The 17948-nt window shown below is 66.7% G+C and carries 11 protein-coding genes and 1 pseudogene; 6 read left to right on the top strand and 6 right to left on the bottom strand.

Annotated elements, in window-relative coordinates; all coding sequences use genetic code 11:
• Window positions 1-123 precede the first annotated feature (123 nt).
• Window positions 124-1128, top strand: coding sequence for a restriction endonuclease (locus tag LL972_RS18815; protein WP_228328885.1), 1005 nt, complete (start codon window positions 124-126; stop codon window positions 1126-1128).
• Window positions 1129-1169: 41 nt separating this feature from the next.
• Here the strand turns inward: LL972_RS18815 and hutC are convergent, their stop codons facing one another.
• Together hutC and LL972_RS18805 are read right to left on the bottom strand one after the other, a co-directional pair.
• Window positions 1170-1943 carry a histidine utilization repressor gene (gene hutC, locus LL972_RS18810; protein ID WP_228328884.1) on the bottom strand — a complete coding sequence of 258 codons (774 nt, stop codon included), beginning with the start codon at window positions 1941-1943 and terminating at the stop codon, window positions 1170-1172.
• Between the two features lie 4 nt (window positions 1944-1947).
• Window positions 1948-3303 (bottom strand): formimidoylglutamate deiminase, encoded by a 1356-nt coding sequence (locus LL972_RS18805; protein ID WP_429002198.1) that lies wholly within the window; start codon window positions 3301-3303, stop codon window positions 1948-1950.
• Window positions 3304-3378: 75 nt separating this feature from the next.
• On the opposite strand from LL972_RS18805, the gene hutI reads away from it, so the two are divergent.
• Genes hutI through hutU form a run of 4 tightly spaced genes read left to right on the top strand, consistent with a single transcriptional unit; the run spans window position 3379 to window position 8703 of the window.
• Window positions 3379-4584, top strand: a complete 1206-nt coding sequence (gene hutI / locus LL972_RS18800) for an imidazolonepropionase (RefSeq protein ID WP_228328882.1) — start codon at window positions 3379-3381, stop codon at window positions 4582-4584.
• 13 nt (window positions 4585-4597) lie between these two features.
• The gene (hutH, locus tag LL972_RS18795; protein ID WP_228328881.1) at window positions 4598-6139 is read left to right on the top strand and encodes a histidine ammonia-lyase; all 1542 of its coding nucleotides are present in this window, start codon (window positions 4598-4600) and stop codon (window positions 6137-6139) included.
• A gap of 13 nt (window positions 6140-6152) precedes the next feature.
• On the top strand, window positions 6153-7019 hold the full coding sequence (hutG, locus tag LL972_RS18790; protein WP_228328880.1) for an N-formylglutamate deformylase: 867 nt from the start codon (window positions 6153-6155) through the stop codon (window positions 7017-7019).
• Between the two features lie 16 nt (window positions 7020-7035).
• Entirely contained in the window at window positions 7036-8703 is a 1668-nt protein-coding gene (gene hutU, locus LL972_RS18785) for a urocanate hydratase (RefSeq protein WP_228328879.1), read from the top strand.
• Window positions 8704-8851: 148 nt separating this feature from the next.
• Here the strand turns inward: hutU and LL972_RS18780 are convergent, their stop codons facing one another.
• Window positions 8852-9838, bottom strand: coding sequence for a hypothetical protein (locus tag LL972_RS18780; protein ID WP_228328878.1), 987 nt, complete (start codon window positions 9836-9838; stop codon window positions 8852-8854).
• A gap of 298 nt (window positions 9839-10136) precedes the next feature.
• Between LL972_RS18780 and LL972_RS18775 the strand changes: the two genes are divergently transcribed.
• Window positions 10137-10865, top strand: a complete 729-nt coding sequence (locus tag LL972_RS18775) for a hypothetical protein (protein WP_228328877.1) — start codon at window positions 10137-10139, stop codon at window positions 10863-10865.
• Between the two features lie 218 nt (window positions 10866-11083).
• On the opposite strand, the pseudogene LL972_RS18770 reads toward LL972_RS18775, so the two are convergent.
• From LL972_RS18770 to mtnA, 3 genes and pseudogenes are all read right to left on the bottom strand, one after another.
• Window positions 11084-13510, bottom strand: a pseudogene (locus LL972_RS18770) (membrane-bound PQQ-dependent dehydrogenase, glucose/quinate/shikimate family).
• Window positions 13511-13703: 193 nt separating this feature from the next.
• Entirely contained in the window at window positions 13704-16415 is a 2712-nt protein-coding gene (gene gyrA, locus LL972_RS18765; RefSeq protein WP_228328876.1) for a DNA gyrase subunit A, read from the bottom strand.
• A 209-nt stretch (window positions 16416-16624) separates the two neighbouring features.
• On the bottom strand, window positions 16625-17689 hold the full coding sequence (mtnA, locus tag LL972_RS18760; RefSeq protein ID WP_228328875.1) for an S-methyl-5-thioribose-1-phosphate isomerase: 1065 nt from the start codon (window positions 17687-17689) through the stop codon (window positions 16625-16627).
• Window positions 17690-17948 lie beyond the last annotated feature (259 nt).

Genomic DNA, 17948 nt, shown 5'->3' with positions numbered 1-17948 from the left:
TGGCGGGTCTTTCGTTGTCTGGATCACGGCTCGTGTTATTGCCGCCCGCGATCCATTGACGAATCTGCGGCGAAGGATTCTTCTAGGCGCACCGCTTCGTTATACGTGCCATACCTTCGCTTGATGTTCATGCCTCCCTGCATCGTGGCGCTTGTGGCTTCCCTGCTGCTCTGGCTGGCGGTGTGCGCCTACGTGTGGCTGGTGCGCCGCCGTGCCAACGAAACCAGCGAAGGCGTGCGTGCGTTGGCGGCCATGCACTGGCGCGACTTTTCCGCCGTGGTGCAGCGCGTGCTGCAGGATCAACGCGGCTGGCAACCCACGCATGTGCCGCAGGACGGCCTGCCGACCGCCGACTTCATGATGCAGACCGCGCAAGGCACGCGCCTGGTGGCCTGCAAGCACGGGCGTGGCTACCGCATCGGCGTGGCAGCGGTGAACGAGCTGGGCGCCATGGCGCGGCTGGCCGGCGCAGGCGGCGGCGTAATGGTGACCGAGGGCCGCATGGAACGCGAAGGCATGGCGGCCGCCGAGAAGCAGTCCATCGAAGTGCTGGATGGTGTGCGCCTGTGGCCCTTGCTCAAGCCGTATCTGCCGGGCGATGTGGAGACCGGCGTGGTCGGCATGGCGCGCCGTCGCGCAATCCGTCACAGCCTCATGGCCGGTGCAGCGCTGGCGACCCTGGCGCTGGTTGCAGTGCTGGCGTTGCAGCCGGCGGAGTCGCCCCCGCCAACGCAGCAAGCCGCCGTGGTGGCCGCTCCGCACGTTGCCGCGCCGGTCGCTGCGACACCGGCAGCGCAGAGCACAACGTCGCAGCAGGCTTCGTCGCCGACAGCCACGCCGCTCGCATCGACGCCCCTGGCAGGTGCTGCCGAACCGGATGCAGCAACCATGCAGGGCTATCAACGCGAGGTGTCAAAGGCGCTGGCACAGACGCCCGGCCTGGTGCGCGGCATCTGGATCACCCAGGCGACGCTGGCGGTGGATCGCTCGGTTGAAGACGCGGCGGCGTGGCCGTTGATCTGCCGCGAACTGCAGCGCTACCCGTATCTGCGCACCGCACGTGTGCAACTCAATCCGCGCCCAGGCATGGACGAGCCGGTGCGCTGGCGGCAGTGCACGACGATCTGATTCACGCATCGATCCATGCACTTGCGCGCGGCGTTTGAGGGTCAGCGCATTCCCGGCGCGAACCGCGCCACCAGGTCGTAGGATCCGCCCAGAAACAACTGACGCACGTAGGTGACCGGCTGATCGCCGCGCCAGGTGTGGCGGTCGATGACCAGACAGGCCGCGCCATCGTCCACCTGCAGGCGTTCGGCTTGCGCGGCGTCCGCACTGACGGCACTGATGCGGTGTTCGGCGCGCGTCCACGGCACGTTGCGCAACAACCAACTGCCCGGCGCCACGTCGGTGAACGGCTGCAGTAATGCCTCGGGCACGGTGGTGGTGTCGATCACCCGCTGTTCCAGCGCGAATGGACTGCCGTCTGCCAGGTGCACGCTTTCCAGCGCCAGCACCTTGCCGCTGCTACCAAGGGCACGCTCCTGCGGCACGCGCAGGCGCGGGTTGCGCAGTCGCCGTGATAACAACGAGAACTGGTAGATGTGGCCGCGCGTGGTCATTTCCACTTCGATGTCGGGAATCGACAACGCGACCTGCTCCAGATGCGGATGCGGCCGCGCCACGAACGAGCCGGTGCGGCGGCGGCGTTCGATCATGCCGGCATCGGCGAGCAGGCCGAGCACCTTGTTCACGGTCATGCGCGAGCAGCCGTATTGCGCCATCAATTCATGCTCGGGCGGCACGCGGTGACCGGGCGGCCAGTCGCCACTGTGGATGCGTTGTTCCAGATCCTGCCGGATGCGTTGATGCAAGGTGCCGGGCGCGGCGATGGGGGTGGCAGTCAAAGCGGGTCTCCGGTCAGACCCGCATTGTGCGCGCATCCGCTCATTTGCTCAGCAGCGCTCGCAAAACGCCGGCAAAACGCGTGGCAATCCGCGCGCGATCCACATGGCGCCCGTCGCGCACCACCGCTCGCCCGGCGCGCCAGACGGTGCGCACCGCACCGCCGCGCGCGGCGAACAGCCAGCTATCCAGCAGCGCATCGCCGTTGCGCGCCAGCAGCGCCGGGTGGGTCGGGTCCAGTTCGAGCAGATCGGCCGATGCGCCGACCCGGATGCCACTGTGGGCAACGCCCAAGGCCTGCGCTGCGCCCTCGCCCGCCTGGTCGAACAACCAACGTCCGCTGGAGGTACCCGACTGCGCCAGCACATTGCGCGCCTGCAGCCGCAGACGCTGGCCGTATTCGAGCAAGCGCAGTTCCTCGGCTGCGTCGATCAACACATTCGAATCCGAACCCACGCCAAAGTGCCCGCCTGCGGCGGCAAATGCCTGCATCGGGAACAGGCCGTCGCCCAGATTCGCCTCGGTGATCGGGCACAGCCCGACCACCGCGCCGCTGTCGACGATGGCCTGCAGCTCGCTCGCGTCCACATGCGTGGCATGCACCAGGCACCAGCGCGCATCCACCGGCGCGTTGGCCTGCAGCCACTGCAGCGGGCGCTGGCCGGACCAGGCCAGGCAGGCCTGGACCTCGCGCTGCTGCTCGGCGATATGGATATGGATCGGGCCATCGGTGAGCGGCACCAACGCAGCCAGTTGTTCCGGCGTGACCGCGCGCAGGCTGTGCGGCGCCAGTCCAAGCACGGCATCCGGCAATGCCTTGAGGCTGCGCGTGCAGTCGTCCAGCAACCGCGCGAACCCATCGATGTCGTGGATCAAACGACGCTGCGCTGCGCTGGGCGCGAGGCCACCGAAATCCGCATGCGCATAGAACACCGGCAACAGCGTCAGCCCGATGCCGGTGTTGGCGGCCGCAGCGGCGATGCGCCCGGACATTTCGCCGGCCTGCGCATACGCCGCGCCGCCTGGGCTGTGGTGCAGGTAGTGGAATTCGCCGACGCGGGTGAAGCCGCTTTCGAGCATTTCCACATAGGCCTGTTCGGCGATCGCCTGCAGGCTGTCCGGATCGAGCCGGTCGACGAAGCGGTACATCAACTCGCGCCAGCTCCAGAAACTGTCACCGCTGCGCCCGCCCACCTCGGTCAGGCCGGCCATGCCGCGCTGGAACGCGTGGCTGTGCAGGTTGCCCAGCCCGGGCAGCAGCAGCTCGACCTGGGTATCGGTGGCAGCGCGTGCGCTATCGGCCTGCACCGTGGCGATGCGCCCTTGCGCCAGCGTGATCCGCACATCGCCAGCCCAGCCATCGGGCAAAAGCGCCCGGGCCGCCCACAACGCCTGCACCTGTTGGTTTGCCACTGGACACCCTCGATCGCCAGTTCTATTGTATATACATATCAGACAGCACGAGCCCGCGCCATGTACTGCGACGTCCTCTGGCACAACGCACGGCTGATGACCCTGGACGCGGCCGATGGCGGCCTGGGCATCGTGGACGATGGCGTTCTGGCCTGCCAGGACGGCCGCATCGCGTATGCCGGCCCGGCCGCGCAGGCACCGGCGCTGAAGCCGGACATTGCGCACGATTGCCAGCGCCGCTGGATCAGCCCCGGCCTGATTGATTGCCATACCCATCTGGTGTACGCAGGCAATCGCGCCAACGAATTCGAGCAACGCCTGCGCGGCGCCAGTTATGCCGAGATTGCCGCAGCCGGCGGCGGCATCGTGGCCACGGTGCGCGCCACCCGCGCAGCCGACGACGCAGCGCTGCTGGCGTCCAGCCTGCCGCGCCTGGATGCCATGCTCGCCGAAGGCGTGACCACGCTGGAAATCAAATCCGGCTATGGGCTGACGCTGGAGGACGAAACCAAGCAGCTGCGCGTGGCACGCCAGCTCGCTGCGCTGCGCCAGGTCGAAGTGGTGCCGACCTTCCTCGGCGCGCACGCGGTGCCGCCGGGCGGCGATGCACAGACTTATATCGACGCCGTCTGCACGCAGATGATTCCGGCGATTGCCGCGCAAGGCCTGGCCGAGGCGGTGGATGTGTTCTGCGAGCATCTAGCGTTCTCGCCCGCGCAGGCCGAACAGGTCTTCATCGCCGCGCAGGCGCACGGCTTGCACATCAAGATCCATGCCGAGCAACTGAGCAACCAGCACGGCGCGCAACTGGCCGCACGCCATGGCGCCTTGTCGGCCGATCACATCGAATACCTGGATGACGCCGGCGTTGCCGCGATGGCCGGCGCCGGCACGGTCGCAGTGCTGTTGCCGGGCGCGTTCTATTTCACCCGCGATACCCAGCTGCCGCCGATCGCTGCGTTGCGCGCCGCCGGCGTGCCGCTGGCCCTGGCCACCGACTGCAATCCGGGCACCTCGCCGCTGACCAGTCCGCTGCTGGCGATGAACATGGCCGCCACGCTGTTCCGCATGACCGTGGACGAGTGCATTGCCGGTTTCACCCGGCACGCCGCACGCGCGCTCGGGCGCGGCGAGCGGCTCGGCCGGCTGCGCGCCGGCATGCATTGCGACCTGGCGATCTGGGACATCGACGCGCCGGCCGATCTGGTCTACCGCATGGGCTTTAACCCTCTTCATACCCGCGTCTGGCGCGGGCATTCCTGCTGAACCCGGAGTCCTCATGAGTGCATCTGTTGTCCTGCAGCCCGGCCAGGTCACGCTGGCGCAGTGGCGTGCGCTGTATCGCGGCGCCGACGTCGTGCTGGACGACGCCTGCGCGGCCGCGGTGCTGCGCAGCGCGCAGACGGTGGAGGCCATCGTGGCGCGCGGCGAGCCGGTCTATGGCGTCAATACCGGCTTCGGCAAGCTGGCCAGCGTGCGCATCGAGCGCGAGGACCTGCAGACCCTGCAGCGCAATATCGTGCTCTCGCACGCCGCCGGCGTCGGCGAGCCCACGCCGGTGCCGGTGGTGCGGCTGATGATGGCGCTCAAGCTCACCAGCCTGGCCCAGGGCGCCTCGGGCGTGCAGCCGGGCACACTGGCATTGCTGGAGGCGATGCTGCGCCGGGGCATCACCCCGGTGGTGCCCTGTCAGGGTTCGGTGGGCGCATCCGGCGATCTGGCACCGCTGTCGCATCTGGCCGCGGTGATGATCGGCGTCGGTGAGGCCTTCATCGGCGGGCAACGCCTGCCTGCCGCCGACGCGCTTGCGCAGGCGCAGTTGCAGCCGCGCGTGCTGGGCGCCAAGGAAGGCCTGGCGCTGCTCAACGGCACCCAGTTCTCCACCGCATGCGCATTGGCCGGCCTGTTCGAGATCGAGACCGTGCTGCAGGCCGCGCTGGTCACTGGCGCGCTGTCGGTGGAAGCGGCCAAGGGCTCGGACACGCCATTCGATGCGCGCATCCATGCCTTGCGCGGCCAGCCCGGGCAGATCGCCACCGCTGCGGCACTGCGCGCGCTGATGGCCGATTCGAGCATTCGCGAATCGCATCGGCTCGGCGATGTGCGCGTGCAGGATCCGTACTGCCTGCGCTGCCAGCCGCAGGTGATGGGCGCGGCGCTGGACATCATGCGCCAGGCCGCATGCACGCTGGAGATCGAGGCCAATGGTGTCTCGGATAATCCGTTGGTGTTCAGCGAGACCGGCGAGGCCTTGTCCGGCGGCAACTTCCATGCCGAGCCGGTGGCCTTCGCGGCCGACATGCTGGCGATGGCGGTGTGCGAAATCGGTTCCATCAGCGAACGCCGCACCGCGATGCTGGTCGACCCGGCGTTGTCGGGCCTGCCGGCGTTTCTCACCCCGCGCCCGGGTCTGAATTCCGGTTTCATGATTCCGCAGGTCACCGCTGCGGCGCTGGTGTCGGAGAACAAACAGCGCGCGTATCCGGCCAGTGTCGATTCGATTCCGACCTCGGCCAATCAGGAAGATCATGTGTCGATGGCCGCGCACGGCGCACGGCGTTTGCTGGCGATGGCCGAGAACGCCGCGCACGTGATCGGCATCGAACTGCTGGCGGCCGTGCAAGGCTGCGATTTCCATGCGCCGCTGCGCTCCAGCGCCGCGCTGGAAGCCGCACGCGCCCTGCTGCGCGCGCAGGTGCCCACCTTGCAGGACGACCGCTATTTCCATCCCGACATGTTGGCGGCCAGTGCGTTGGTGCGTTCCGGCGCACTTGCGCAGGCGGTCGCCATTGCCTTGCCAGGCGTGGAGCAGCAGGCATGATGCGAGACGCCGCATGAGCGCCCTGCCCTGGCTCGACATCCACCGCGGCGATGCGCCGTTGCTCCTCAGCTTTCCGCATACCGGCACCGAGCTGCCCGACGCGCTGGTGGACCAGTTCGTCTCGCCCTGGCTGGCACGTCGCGATGCCGACTGGTGGGTGCATCAGCTGTACGACTTTGCGCAATCGCTGGGCGCCACCACCGTGCGCACCGCGATCTGTCGCTCGGTGATCGACGTCAACCGCGACCCCAGCGGAGCGTCCCTGTACCCGGGCCAGAACACCACCGGCCTGTGTCCGCTGACCACCTTCGACAATCAGCCGCTGTATGCCGACGGCGCCGAACCGGACCCGGCGCAGATCGCCTGGCGCCGCACGCAGTGGTTCGACCCCTATCACGCTGCGCTCGCTGCCGAGATCGCACGCCTTCGCACACAGCACGCCAGGATCGTGGTCTACGACGCGCATTCGATCCGCTCGCTGATTCCGCATCTGTTCGATGGCGAGCTGCCGCAGTTCAACATCGGCAGCAACGACGACCGCAGTTGCGATCCCGCCCTGGCCGATGCGGTGGAGCAGCTGTGCCGCAGCAGCGGTTCGAGTACCGTGCGCAACGGGCGCTTCAAGGGCGGCTGGATCACCCGCCACTATGCGCAGCCCGAGCAGGGCGTGCACACGCTGCAGATGGAGCTGGCGTGCCGCGGCTATATGCGCGAGCCGGACGCGATCACCCCGCAGAACTGGCCGACGCCCTGGCTCCCCGCACATGCGGTCGCGCTGCGCGCGGTGCTGCGTCATGTGCTGCTGGCCTGCCTGCACTTCGCCAACGCCAACGCCACCGCTCACTCCTCCGACACCACGCCGCCTGCGGCGCACCGTTGATTGCAAGGAACCCGGCATGACCCGTCACGATGCAACCCGCGTCATCCGCGCCGCCACCGGCACCACGCTCACTGCCAAGAGCTGGCTCACCGAAGCGCCGCTGCGCATGCTGATAAACAATCTGGACCCGGACGTGGCCGAGCGCCCGCAGGAACTGGTGGTCTATGGCGGTATCGGCCGCGCCGCGCGCGACTGGGAATCCTTCGATGCGATCGTCGCCGCGCTCACCCGCCTGGACGACGACCAGACCCTGCTGGTGCAGTCCGGCAAGCCGGTCGGCGTGTTCCGCACACACACCGATGCACCACGCGTGCTGATCGCCAACTCCAACCTGGTGCCGCGCTGGGCCAGCTGGGAGCATTTCAACGAACTCGATCGCAAGGGTCTGGCGATGTACGGCCAGATGACTGCCGGCAGCTGGATCTACATCGGCGCGCAAGGCATCGTGCAAGGCACCTACGAAACCTTCGTGGAGATGGGCCGCCAGCATTACGGCGGCAATCTGTCCGGGCGCTGGTTGTTCACCGGTGGCCTCGGCGGCATGGGTGGCGCGCAGCCGCTGGCTGCGGTGATGGCCGGCGCCTCGTGCCTGGCGGTGGAATGCCGCCGTTCCAGCATCGACATGCGCCTGCGCACCGGCTACCTGGACACCTGGACCGACGACCTGGACGAAGCGCTGCGCCTGGTCGAGGAATCGTGCACGGCCAAGAAGCCGCTGTCGGTCGGCCTGCTCGGCAATGTCGCAGACGTGCTGGACGAACTGCTGCTACGTGGAGTCAAGCCGGACCTGCTGACCGACCAGACCTCCGCGCACGACCCGGTCAACGGCTACCTGCCGCAGGGCTGGACGGTGGAGGAATGGGACGCCAAGCGCGTGTCCGCACCGAAGCAGGTGGAAGCGGCCGCGCGCGAGGCGATGGCCAACCACGTCCGCGCCATGCTCACCTTCCATGCCCTGGGCGTGCCCACCGTCGACTACGGCAACAACCTGCGCCAGATGGCGCTGGAAGCAGGCGTAGACAACGCATTCGACTTCCCCGGCTTCGTGCCCGCCTACATCCGGCCGCTGTTCTGTCGCGGGATCGGGCCGTTCCGCTGGGTCGCGCTCAGCGGCGATCCGGACGACATCGCCAGGACCGATGCCAAGGTCAAGGAACTCATTCCCGACGATGCGCATCTGCACCGCTGGCTCGACATGGCCGCCGACAAGATCGCCTTCCAGGGCCTGCCTGCGCGGATCTGCTGGGTCGGCTTGGGCGACCGCCACCGGCTCGGTCTGGCCTTCAATGCGATGGTGCGCAGCGGCGAGCTCAAGGCGCCGGTGGTGATCGGCCGCGACCACCTGGATTCGGGCAGCGTGGCCTCGCCCAACCGCGAAACCGAAGCCATGGCCGACGGCTCGGATGCGGTCTCCGACTGGCCGTTGCTCAACGCGCTGCTCAATACCGCCTCCGGTGCCACCTGGGTGTCGCTGCACCACGGCGGCGGCGTCGGCATGGGCTTCTCGCAACATGCCGGCATGGTCATCGTCTGCGACGGCAGCGAGGCAGCAGACAAGCGTCTGGAGCGCGTGCTCTGGAACGACCCGGCCACCGGCGTGATGCGCCACGCCGATGCCGGCTACGCCATCGCCACCGACTGTGCGAAGGAAAAAGGCCTGGATCTGCCGGGGATTCTCGGCTGAGGATCCTCGGCCGCTGTTTCGCCGGCAGCGTGTACGCCGCACGCTGTCGGCACTCACCACGCCTACATCACCGGTTCTAGGCGCGCCGTCCGCAGCACGCGCCGACTAGCCGCTACATTCTGTCAGCGGCTTTCATTTCCATCACTGTCTACTGGCAGGCCGATGCAGCAGCGGCCTGCAATGCGCTGTCATCGAGCACCGGCGCCGCCCCGCTTGCCGGATAGGCCGCTGCAATCGCCTTCGCCGCGCGATCGGCGTCCGCCTGGATGTACCACTGCGACGACGGCGGCAGCGTACGCCCGCGCACCGCTTGCTCGAAGCGATACTGTCCCCAGTAGATCGCCAACGGCTCTTCCAGCGCGTTGAGCGGGTTACGCAAGGTGGCCGCACCCGGACACAGCCGCACGAAGTTGGCAGCAAGCAGGCGTTTGCGCGCCGAGGGTTGCCCCGCAGACAGGTAGTGACTCAATTCATGCAACACGATCGGCGCCCAGTCCATCGAGGCCGTGCCGGCACGCGCATCATGCTGCGAATACAGCAGCATGGTGCGTCCGCGCACCTTGGCCTGGGTGGTGTCCGGCTCCGGCCACCAGACGAATCTTGCCTGGAACAGCGCAGGCTCCGGCACCGCAAAGAACGCCCGCATCTGCGCTGCCAACCGCGAGACGGCGGGGTTGGCCAGTTCCTCGCCCAGCTCGCGCGCCTGTTGCGCGAAACGCGATGCAACGGCGACCAGGCGCCTGGCGCGCGGAACGAAGCGGGCAAAATACGCGCGCAACATCGCCTGGTCGTCTGCCGACTGCTCGGCAATGGCGGCGCTCGCTGCGGCCTCGAATTCTGCATTCCCGAGGAAATGCCGGGAGAAAGGATCCACATCACGGGTGGCATCTGGCGCAAACACGCGGTCTAGCACCTCCGGATCGTCGCCCTTTACCAGCCCCGAGGTGCGGCGGCGGAAATCAGCATAGGCGACCAGTGCTGCACGGTCGGCCTGATCCAGCCCCCCATGGGTTTCGAAGTAATTGCGATACACGGGCACCGTAAAGCCCGGCAACCAGTCCGACAGGTTATCCAGCAGGTTGAACATATCCGTGGCTTCGCTGTAACCCACCTGCACCGCTGTCGATGGCGGCATGGGTGGCGCGGCATGCGCAGTGGCACACATAAACGCCCAGATCAGTCCGACTGAGCGGATACTCCGCAGCGTTGGCGGCCAGCGAGCGATCCATCTGCGCATACAAGGCTCCGGGCTGGCGAGTGCGCTGATTCGAGCATGCCAGGGTGTCGCTCGCCACGTGCCTTTCGTCAGGGGCGCGGAACCTTCCGGCTTCGGGTTGCAAGCGAGGACATCGTCGCCCATCACATTCCCGACGATTGCCCTCAAGTCCTCGGCATGCAGGCCGACAAGGTATGCAACGTTTCGAGGAATCTCCATGGGCATCTTGATCTACCTGGTGCCTGCATTCGCGCTCTGGGCGCTGATTGCCACCGTGCTGGCGTTCGTGCGTGGGCGGCAGCTGCGCACCGAATCCGGACAGCTCGCCAGCACGCAGGACAGTCTTGCCCGCTACCAGGCCGCGCTCTCGCAGGCAAAGGCGCGCGCGGCCGCCAGCATGTTGGAACTGGAATCGCTGCAGCGCAGCTATACCGTGCTCAAGCAATCGCTGGAGCAGCAGGAACAGACTGCGGCCGAACAGGCGCCCGCCGCTGACAGCCAGGTGATTCCGATGGTGATGGTGCAGCGGCTGGATATCGCCAACGAGATCGGCACATTGTTCGCGCACGTCGCACGGGTGGCACGCAGCCTGCGCCGCTACAGCGCCTACAGCCGCGGCCACACGGCGCCGGAACCTGCCACGGCCCGCTACGACCTGCATTGGCTGGCCGATTGCCTGCACAGCTTCGACCAGATCGGCTATGCCCTGTTACGCGGCAACGTTGCAGCGCTGATCACCGCCTGCCAGGACCTGCTGTCGATGTACGACCATTACCTGAAGGATGGGTCCGGCTATAACAGCCGCGATACCTTCCAGCGCCTGGGCAGCGATGTGCCGCTGTCGGATGCCACCGATGCCATCCGCTCGATCATCGTCAAGGCGACGCTGGCGCAGGATGTGCGCGATGCGGTGATGGAGGATGCGGTTGTGGCTAACGTTGGGTGATTCGGGAATCGGGAATCGGGAATCGGGAATCGGGAATCGGGAATCGGGAATCGCAAGAGCGTGGCTGTGGGGTTTTGTTGGGTCAACAGGTGGATGCATGTTGTTTGGCCACGATGCGATTGCCCATGAAAAAAGCGCACCGCTTGCGGTGCGCTTTTTTGTTTCGGACTTCGGGACTGGCTACCAGCCTCAGCTGGCGCATTCGCTCGCTGCGTGCATCACGGTGCCTTTTGCGGCAGCGCGTAGGCCACCACGGCATCGCCTGCAGGCGTCTCCATGAAGTGGTGGCCGCCGGCCATGATCACCAGATACTCGCGGCCGCCGTAGGCATACACCATCGGATTGGCCTGACCGCCGGCCGGCAACTTGGCATGCCACAGCTCCTTGCCGGTGGCCAGATCGATGGCGCGGATCAGGTCGTCGGTGGCTGCGGCAATGAAGATCAAGCCACTGGCCGTCACCACCGAGCCGCCGTTGTTCGGCGTGCCGATCTCGATCGGCAGACCCGAGCGGATACCGAACGGACCATTGCCGCGTGCGCTGCCGAACGGGCGGTCCCATAGCGTCTTGCCACTGGCCAGATCGATCGCACGGATGCCGCCATACGGCGGCTGCTTGCACAGCAGCTTGGTGAACGGCAAACGCTAGCCGGCGTTGACGTTGATCGCGTACGGCGTACCGGCCTGCGGATCGCCCGCACCTTCTGCGCCACCCGCATCGCCACGCACCTCATCGCGCGGCGCCCATCCCAGCTTGTCGGCCTTGGCACGCGGCACCAGCAGGTTGTAGTTGGGCATGTCGTTGTAGTTGGCCACGATCACGCCGCGCTGCGGATCCACCGACACGCTGCCCCAATCCGAACCGCCGTTGTAGCCGGGATATTCGATCGAATGGCGGTCGGCTTCCGGTGGCGTGTAGATGCCCTTGTAGCTGGCCTTGCGGAACTGGATGCGGCACACCAGCTGATCGATCGGCGTCATCCCCCACATGTCGCGCTCGGTCAGATCCGGCTTGCGCAGCGTGTGATACAGCGAGAATGGCTGCGTCTTCGCCCGCATCTGCGGCTCCACACCGCCACCCGGTACTGCACGTTCCTGCACACCCACCAGCGGCTTGCCGGTGCGCCGATCCAGCACGTACAACTCGCCCTGCTTGCTCGGCAACAACACCGCCGGCACGTTGACGCCGTCCTTGGGGAAGTCGATCAGGCTCGGCTGCGAACCCAGATCGTAATCCCAGGCGTCGATATGCGTGGTCTGGAAATTCCACACCGGCTTGCCGGTGGTGACATCCAGCGCCACCAGCGAGGTCGCATAGCGATTTTCCTGCGGCGTGCGCGAGCTGCTCCAATAATCGGCGGTGGAGTTGCCCATCGGCAGATACACATAGCCCAGCTGTTCGTCGGCCGCGGCGGTGGTCCACATGTTCGGCGTGCCACGCGTCCAGGTCTGGCCCGGCGGCGGTGCGCCGTTCCAGTCCGGATGGGTCATGTCCCAGGCCCAGCGCAATTGGCCGGTCACCGCATCGAAGCCTTCGATCACACCGGACGGCTCGTAACGTTTCTGCCCATCCAGCACCTGATGGCCGGTGACCACCACCCCGCGCACGATGGCGGGCGGCGAATTGATCGACACATAGCCCGGGGGCGTCTGCCCCATGCCGACAGTGATATCGACCTGGCCGTTGTTGCCGAAGTCCGTACACGGCTTGCCGCTACGTGCGTCCAGCGCGATCAGGCGGCCATCCAGCGTGCCTTCGATGATGCGCGTGCGGCACAGCACCGACGCATCCGCCGCCACGACTGCTGCGGCGGCGTTGGCTGCCGCCGGCACCTGGTAGTACGACACACCACGGCAGGCGGCGGTATACGGAATCGCCTCGTCCTTGACCTTGGGATCGTAGCGCCAACGCTCCTTGCCGCTGGAGGCATCCAGCGCGATCACCTGGTTGCGCGCAGTGCACAGGTACAGGCTGTCGCCCACCTTCAGCGGCGTGGTTTCCGCCCCCCAGCGCTTGCTCGGCAGGTCGCCGGTGTGGAAGACCCAGGCCTGCTTCAATTGCGCAACATTGTCGCGGTTGATCTGCTGCAGCGGCGAATAGCGCTGCCCGGCCTGGCTGCGTCCATAGGCGGCCCAGTCGTCGTCGGCAGGCGCATTGGCCGGCTGTCCGTCGGCGGCGGCCGGCGCTGCAGACGCGCTGCGCTTGACCAGACCCGCGGCCATGCCGGCGGCGTGTGCCAGCGCGCCATCGGCCTCGGTCACCCCAAACGGCACGAAGGCGAGCGCGAAGGCCATCACGAACACCGCTGCCAGAACGCCGGCCACGCTGCGCGACACCGCGCGCGACACCGGGCGCTCCAACTTCGGCAGCAACAGCGCCAGCACGAACGCCAGGCCGACGATCAAGCCCAGCCGCGGCACCCAGCGCCAGTAGTCGCTGCCCGATTCCCACCATGTCCACAGCAGCGACGCCGCCACCACTGCGGCAAACCACCACGCGCCCGCAGGCGCGTAATACCAGGAGCCGCCTAGCGCGGCCAGCCACACGCCGCCTGCCAGCAGCACAGCGCCCAGCACTCCAATCACGCCTCCCAACGTCGCCAGCGCCCAATGGCCGCGACGGGAAGGACGATGCAATGTCGTCATCAGTTGTTCCTCTTCGATCTGCGGCGACGCAACGCCGCCGCACCGCCAACAACCTTCGACCCGTCACGGTGAAAACACCGCGTTCTTTGCGACCGCCGTCGAAAAACACTGCGTTGCAGATGTCAGCGCGTGCAATAAAAAACGCCGGCTGGCGCCGGCGTTTTTCTTCAACTGCGTTGCTCGCCTGCTGCGATCACGCTTCGGTCGGTGGCAGGTCGCCTGTGCTTGCTGCCGCAGCAACCGCTGCATCGTCCAGCACATCCTCCGCTTCATCCAGCGAGGCATCCAGGCGTTCGACCGCCTGCAGCTTTTCGCCCTTGGACAAGCGGATCAAGGTTACGCCCTGGGTATTGCGACCTACGCGCGAGATCTCCGAACCGCGGGTGCGCACCAGCGTACCGCCATCGGAAATCAGCAGCACTTCGTCGGTGGCGCCCAGCAACACCGCACGCACCAGCTTGCCGTTGCGCTCGGTGGTCTGGATGCCGATCACGCCCTGCGTGCCGCGGCCCTTGCGCGGATACTCAGTCAGCGGGGTGCGCTTGCCGTAGCCATTCTCGGTGGCGGTGAGGATGTAGGCCATGTCGTCGCTCTCGGCGACGTCGATCACCTCCGCCTCGACGCTGTCCGTGCTCTCCACCACGTCCTCGACACCCTCGTCCTCGACATCGCCTTCGATGCCGCCGGCACGCTCGGCCACGATCAGGCTGACCACCTCTTCGCCCTTGGTCAGACGGATACCGCGCACGCCGGTGGCGGTACGGCCCATCGAACGCACCGTGGATTCGCCGAAGCGCACGGTCTTGCCGTTGGAGGCGAACAGCAACACGTCGCGATCGCCATCGGTCAAGGCCACACCGACAAGTGCATCGCCTTCGTCGAGGTTGATGGCGATCTTGCCGCGTGCCAGACGGAACGCGAATTCGCTCAGCGGGGTCTTCTTGACCGTGCCGTTGCGCGTGGCAAAGAACACATAGCGGTTGTCGGCGTATTCGCGCACCGGCAGCACTGCCTGCACCCGCTCGCCGGGTTCCAGCGGAATCCAGTTGATGATCGGACGGCCACGCGCATTGGAGCCGGCTTCCGGCAGCTGGTACACCGGCAGCCAGAACACCTTGCCGCTGCTGGTGAAGGTCAGCAGCGTGTCGTGCGTGTTGACCAGCCACAGCTGATCGATGAAATCCTCTTCCTTGGTCGCCGCCGCAGACCGGCCACGGCCGCCACGGCGCTGCGCACGATACGCGCTCACCGGCTGGCGCTTGGCATAGCCGGCATGCGAGAGCGTCACCACCACGTCTTCGGGCGAAATCAGATCCAGGATGTCCAGGTCTTCTTCGCTGTGACGGATCTCGGTGCGGCGTTCGTCGCCGTACTCTTCGCGGATATTGATCAGCTCGTCGCGGATCACCTGCAGCAGCACGTCGGGATTTTCCAGGATGCGGATCAGGCCCTGGATCACCTCGAGCAACTGCTTGTACTCGTCGGTCAGCTTTTCCTGCTCCAACCCGGTCAGGCGATGCAGGCGCATTTCCAGGATCTGCGAGGCCTGCACTTCACTGAGCTGGTAGAAGCCGTTGGCCAGGCCCACGCCCGGCGCCAGGTCTTCCGGCTTGGAGGCTTCGGCACCAGCGGCGCCTAGCAACGCACCGACCAGACCCGGTTCCCAGGTCTTGGCCAGCATGCGCTCGCGCGCTTCCTGCGGATTGGCCGAGGTCTTGATCAGCTCGATCATCTCGTCGATGTTGGCCAACGCGACGGTTAGACCTTCCAGCACATGCGCGCGCGCGCGCGCCTTACGCAGCTCAAAGATGGTGCGGCGGGTCACCACTTCGCGGCGGTGGCGGATGAACGCCTGCAGCATCTGCTTGAGGTTCATCAACTGCGGGCGGCCGTCGATCAGCGCCACCATGTTGATGCCAAACACCGACTCCATCTGGGTCTGCTGATACAGGTTGTTGAGCACAACCTCGGCCGACTCGCCGCGCTTGACCTCGATGTAGATGCGCATGCCGTCCTTGTCGGACTCGTCGCGCAGCTCGCTGATACCTTCGAGCTTCTTTTCCTTGACCAGCTCGGCGATCTTTTCGATCAGCCGTGCCTTGTTCACCTGATAGGGGATCTCAGTGACGATGATCGCTTCACGGCCGTTGTCGGCCACTTCCACGTCGGCCTTGGCGCGCATGCGCACGCGGCCACGGCCGGTGCGGTAACCGGCAGCGATGCCGGCGGTGCCGTTGATGATGCCGGCGGTGGGGAAATCCGGGCCGGGGATGTACTCCATCAGACCTTCGACATCCAGCTCCGGCGTGTCGATCAAGGCGATGCAGGCGTTGATCGCCTCGGTCAGGTTGTGCGGCGGGATATTGGTGGCCATGCCCACCGCGATACCGGCCGAGCCATTGACCAGCAGGCTCGGGAACCGGGTCGGCATGACCGTCGGTTCCAGTTCCTTTTCGTCGTAATTGGGCTGGAAATCGACAGTTTCCTTGTCGATGTCGGCCATCAGCTCATGCGCCAGCCGCGACATGCGCGACTCGGTGTAACGCATCGCCGCGGCGGAGTCGCCATCGACCGAACCGAAGTTACCCTGGCCGTCCACCATCATGTAGCGCAGCGAGAACGGCTGCGCCATGCGCACCAGCGTGTCGTACACCGACTGGTCGCCGTGCGGGTGGTACTTACCGATGACGTCGCCGACGATACGCGCCGACTTGAAGTAGGCCTTGTTGCTGTGTGCGCCCAACTCGTGCATGGCGTACAGGACGCGGCGGTGCACGGGTTTGAGGCCATCACGGGCATCGGGGAGTGCGCGGCCCACGATCACGCTCATCGCGTAATCGAGATAGCTCTTGCGCATCTCGTCTTCCAGATTGACCTGGATGATTTCCTTGGCGGTTTCTGCCATTCGGGTTCCGTAAGTGAGGTGGCGGGCGAGCCGGAAAGCCGCGTCGGGGGCGCCTTGGTCACAGGCTGCCGACCCCACGCTCCCGCCGATCGATTCAAGCCCCGGATTGTATCACGAAGGGGCACCACGATGCCGCCGGTTTACCGGCCAGAAACAAGCACTTGCAGGATTTTGACGGGGCGATGCGGCGATAGTGCGCCGCACTGGCCTCAGCCGCCGAACGCCGCCCGCATGCGCGCCAGGTCCGGCTGCGCGATTACTCCGCGCTCAGTGACGATCGCATCGATCAGGCTGCCGGGGGTGACGTCGAACACCGGATTCCAGGCATGGATGCCGTCGGCCACCGTGCGCACACCGCCGACCCCGAACAACTCGCCCGGATCGCGCTGCTCGATCTCGATCTGCTCGCCGCTGGCGGTATCCATGTCCACCGTGGACGACGGCGCCACCACCATGAACTTGACGCCATGGTGCCGCGCGGCGATCGCCAGCTGATAGGTGCCGATCTTGTTGGCGGTATCGCCGTTGGCGCAGATGCGGTCGGCGCCGACGATGACCCATTGCACCAGCCCGGACTTCATCAGATGCGAGGCGGCAGAATCGGCGATCAGGGTCGCGTCGATGCCATCCTGCTGCAGCTCCCACACGGTCAGGCGCGCGCCCTGCAACCACGGCCGGGTCTCGCCGGCAAACACCTTGGCGATGCGCTGCTGCGCCACCCCAGCACGGATCACGCCCAGCGCGGTACCGAAGCCGGCGGTGGCCAGCGAACCGGTATTGCAATGGGTCAGCACGCCGCTGCCGGCATCAATCAACGCCGCACCGAGTGCGCCCATCTGCCGGTTGGCCGCCAGGTCTTCATCGACGATGGCCTGCGCCTCGCGCGCGATCACCTCGCGCCAGTCGGCACCGGCAGCGCCGAGCACGCGACGCATGCGCATCAGCGCCCAGGCCAGGTTGACCGCGGTCGGACGCGCGGCATTGAGCCGCAACAGCGCCGGTTCGAGCTTCTGCAAGGCCGCACTGCCGTCGTCGGCAACGATGTCGCGCGCCGCCAGCACCACGCCCCACCCGGCCGCAATGCCGATCGCCGGCGCGCCGCGTACCGCCAGCGAATGGATCGCCTCGGCCACCGCATCGCTGGTATCGCACCGCACATGCTCGACCACGAAGGGCAGCTTGCGTTGATCGAGCAGTTCCAGGGCATCGCCAGTCCACAGCAACGGGCGGATATGGTCGTAGCGGGCGTAGTCGATATGGGCGCTGTCGTTCATCCGGACATTGTAAGTCATGCCCTGCCTGCAACCACGCACGCAGACCATCGTGACTGGTCCTTGCCCGCCTTCGCGGGACCTTGCGCGGCATGGATGCCGCGTGCGCCTACATGGACTTACTTGCGGCGTGTCCCGCGATGGTCCGTAGGCGGGCCCTGCAGCAAAAACGCGCAGCGTCGAGGGCGCGGTGCCCTCACCGCTTGCGGGACACGCCGTGAACCCATCCCTGGGGGCTCGGTGGCGGCATCCATGCCGCCAC

This window comes from Xanthomonas campestris pv. asclepiadis (assembly GCF_020784175.1).
Classification (GTDB): domain Bacteria; phylum Pseudomonadota; class Gammaproteobacteria; order Xanthomonadales; family Xanthomonadaceae; genus Xanthomonas; species Xanthomonas campestris_D.
This window is presented reverse-complemented; position numbering and strand designations above follow the sequence as displayed.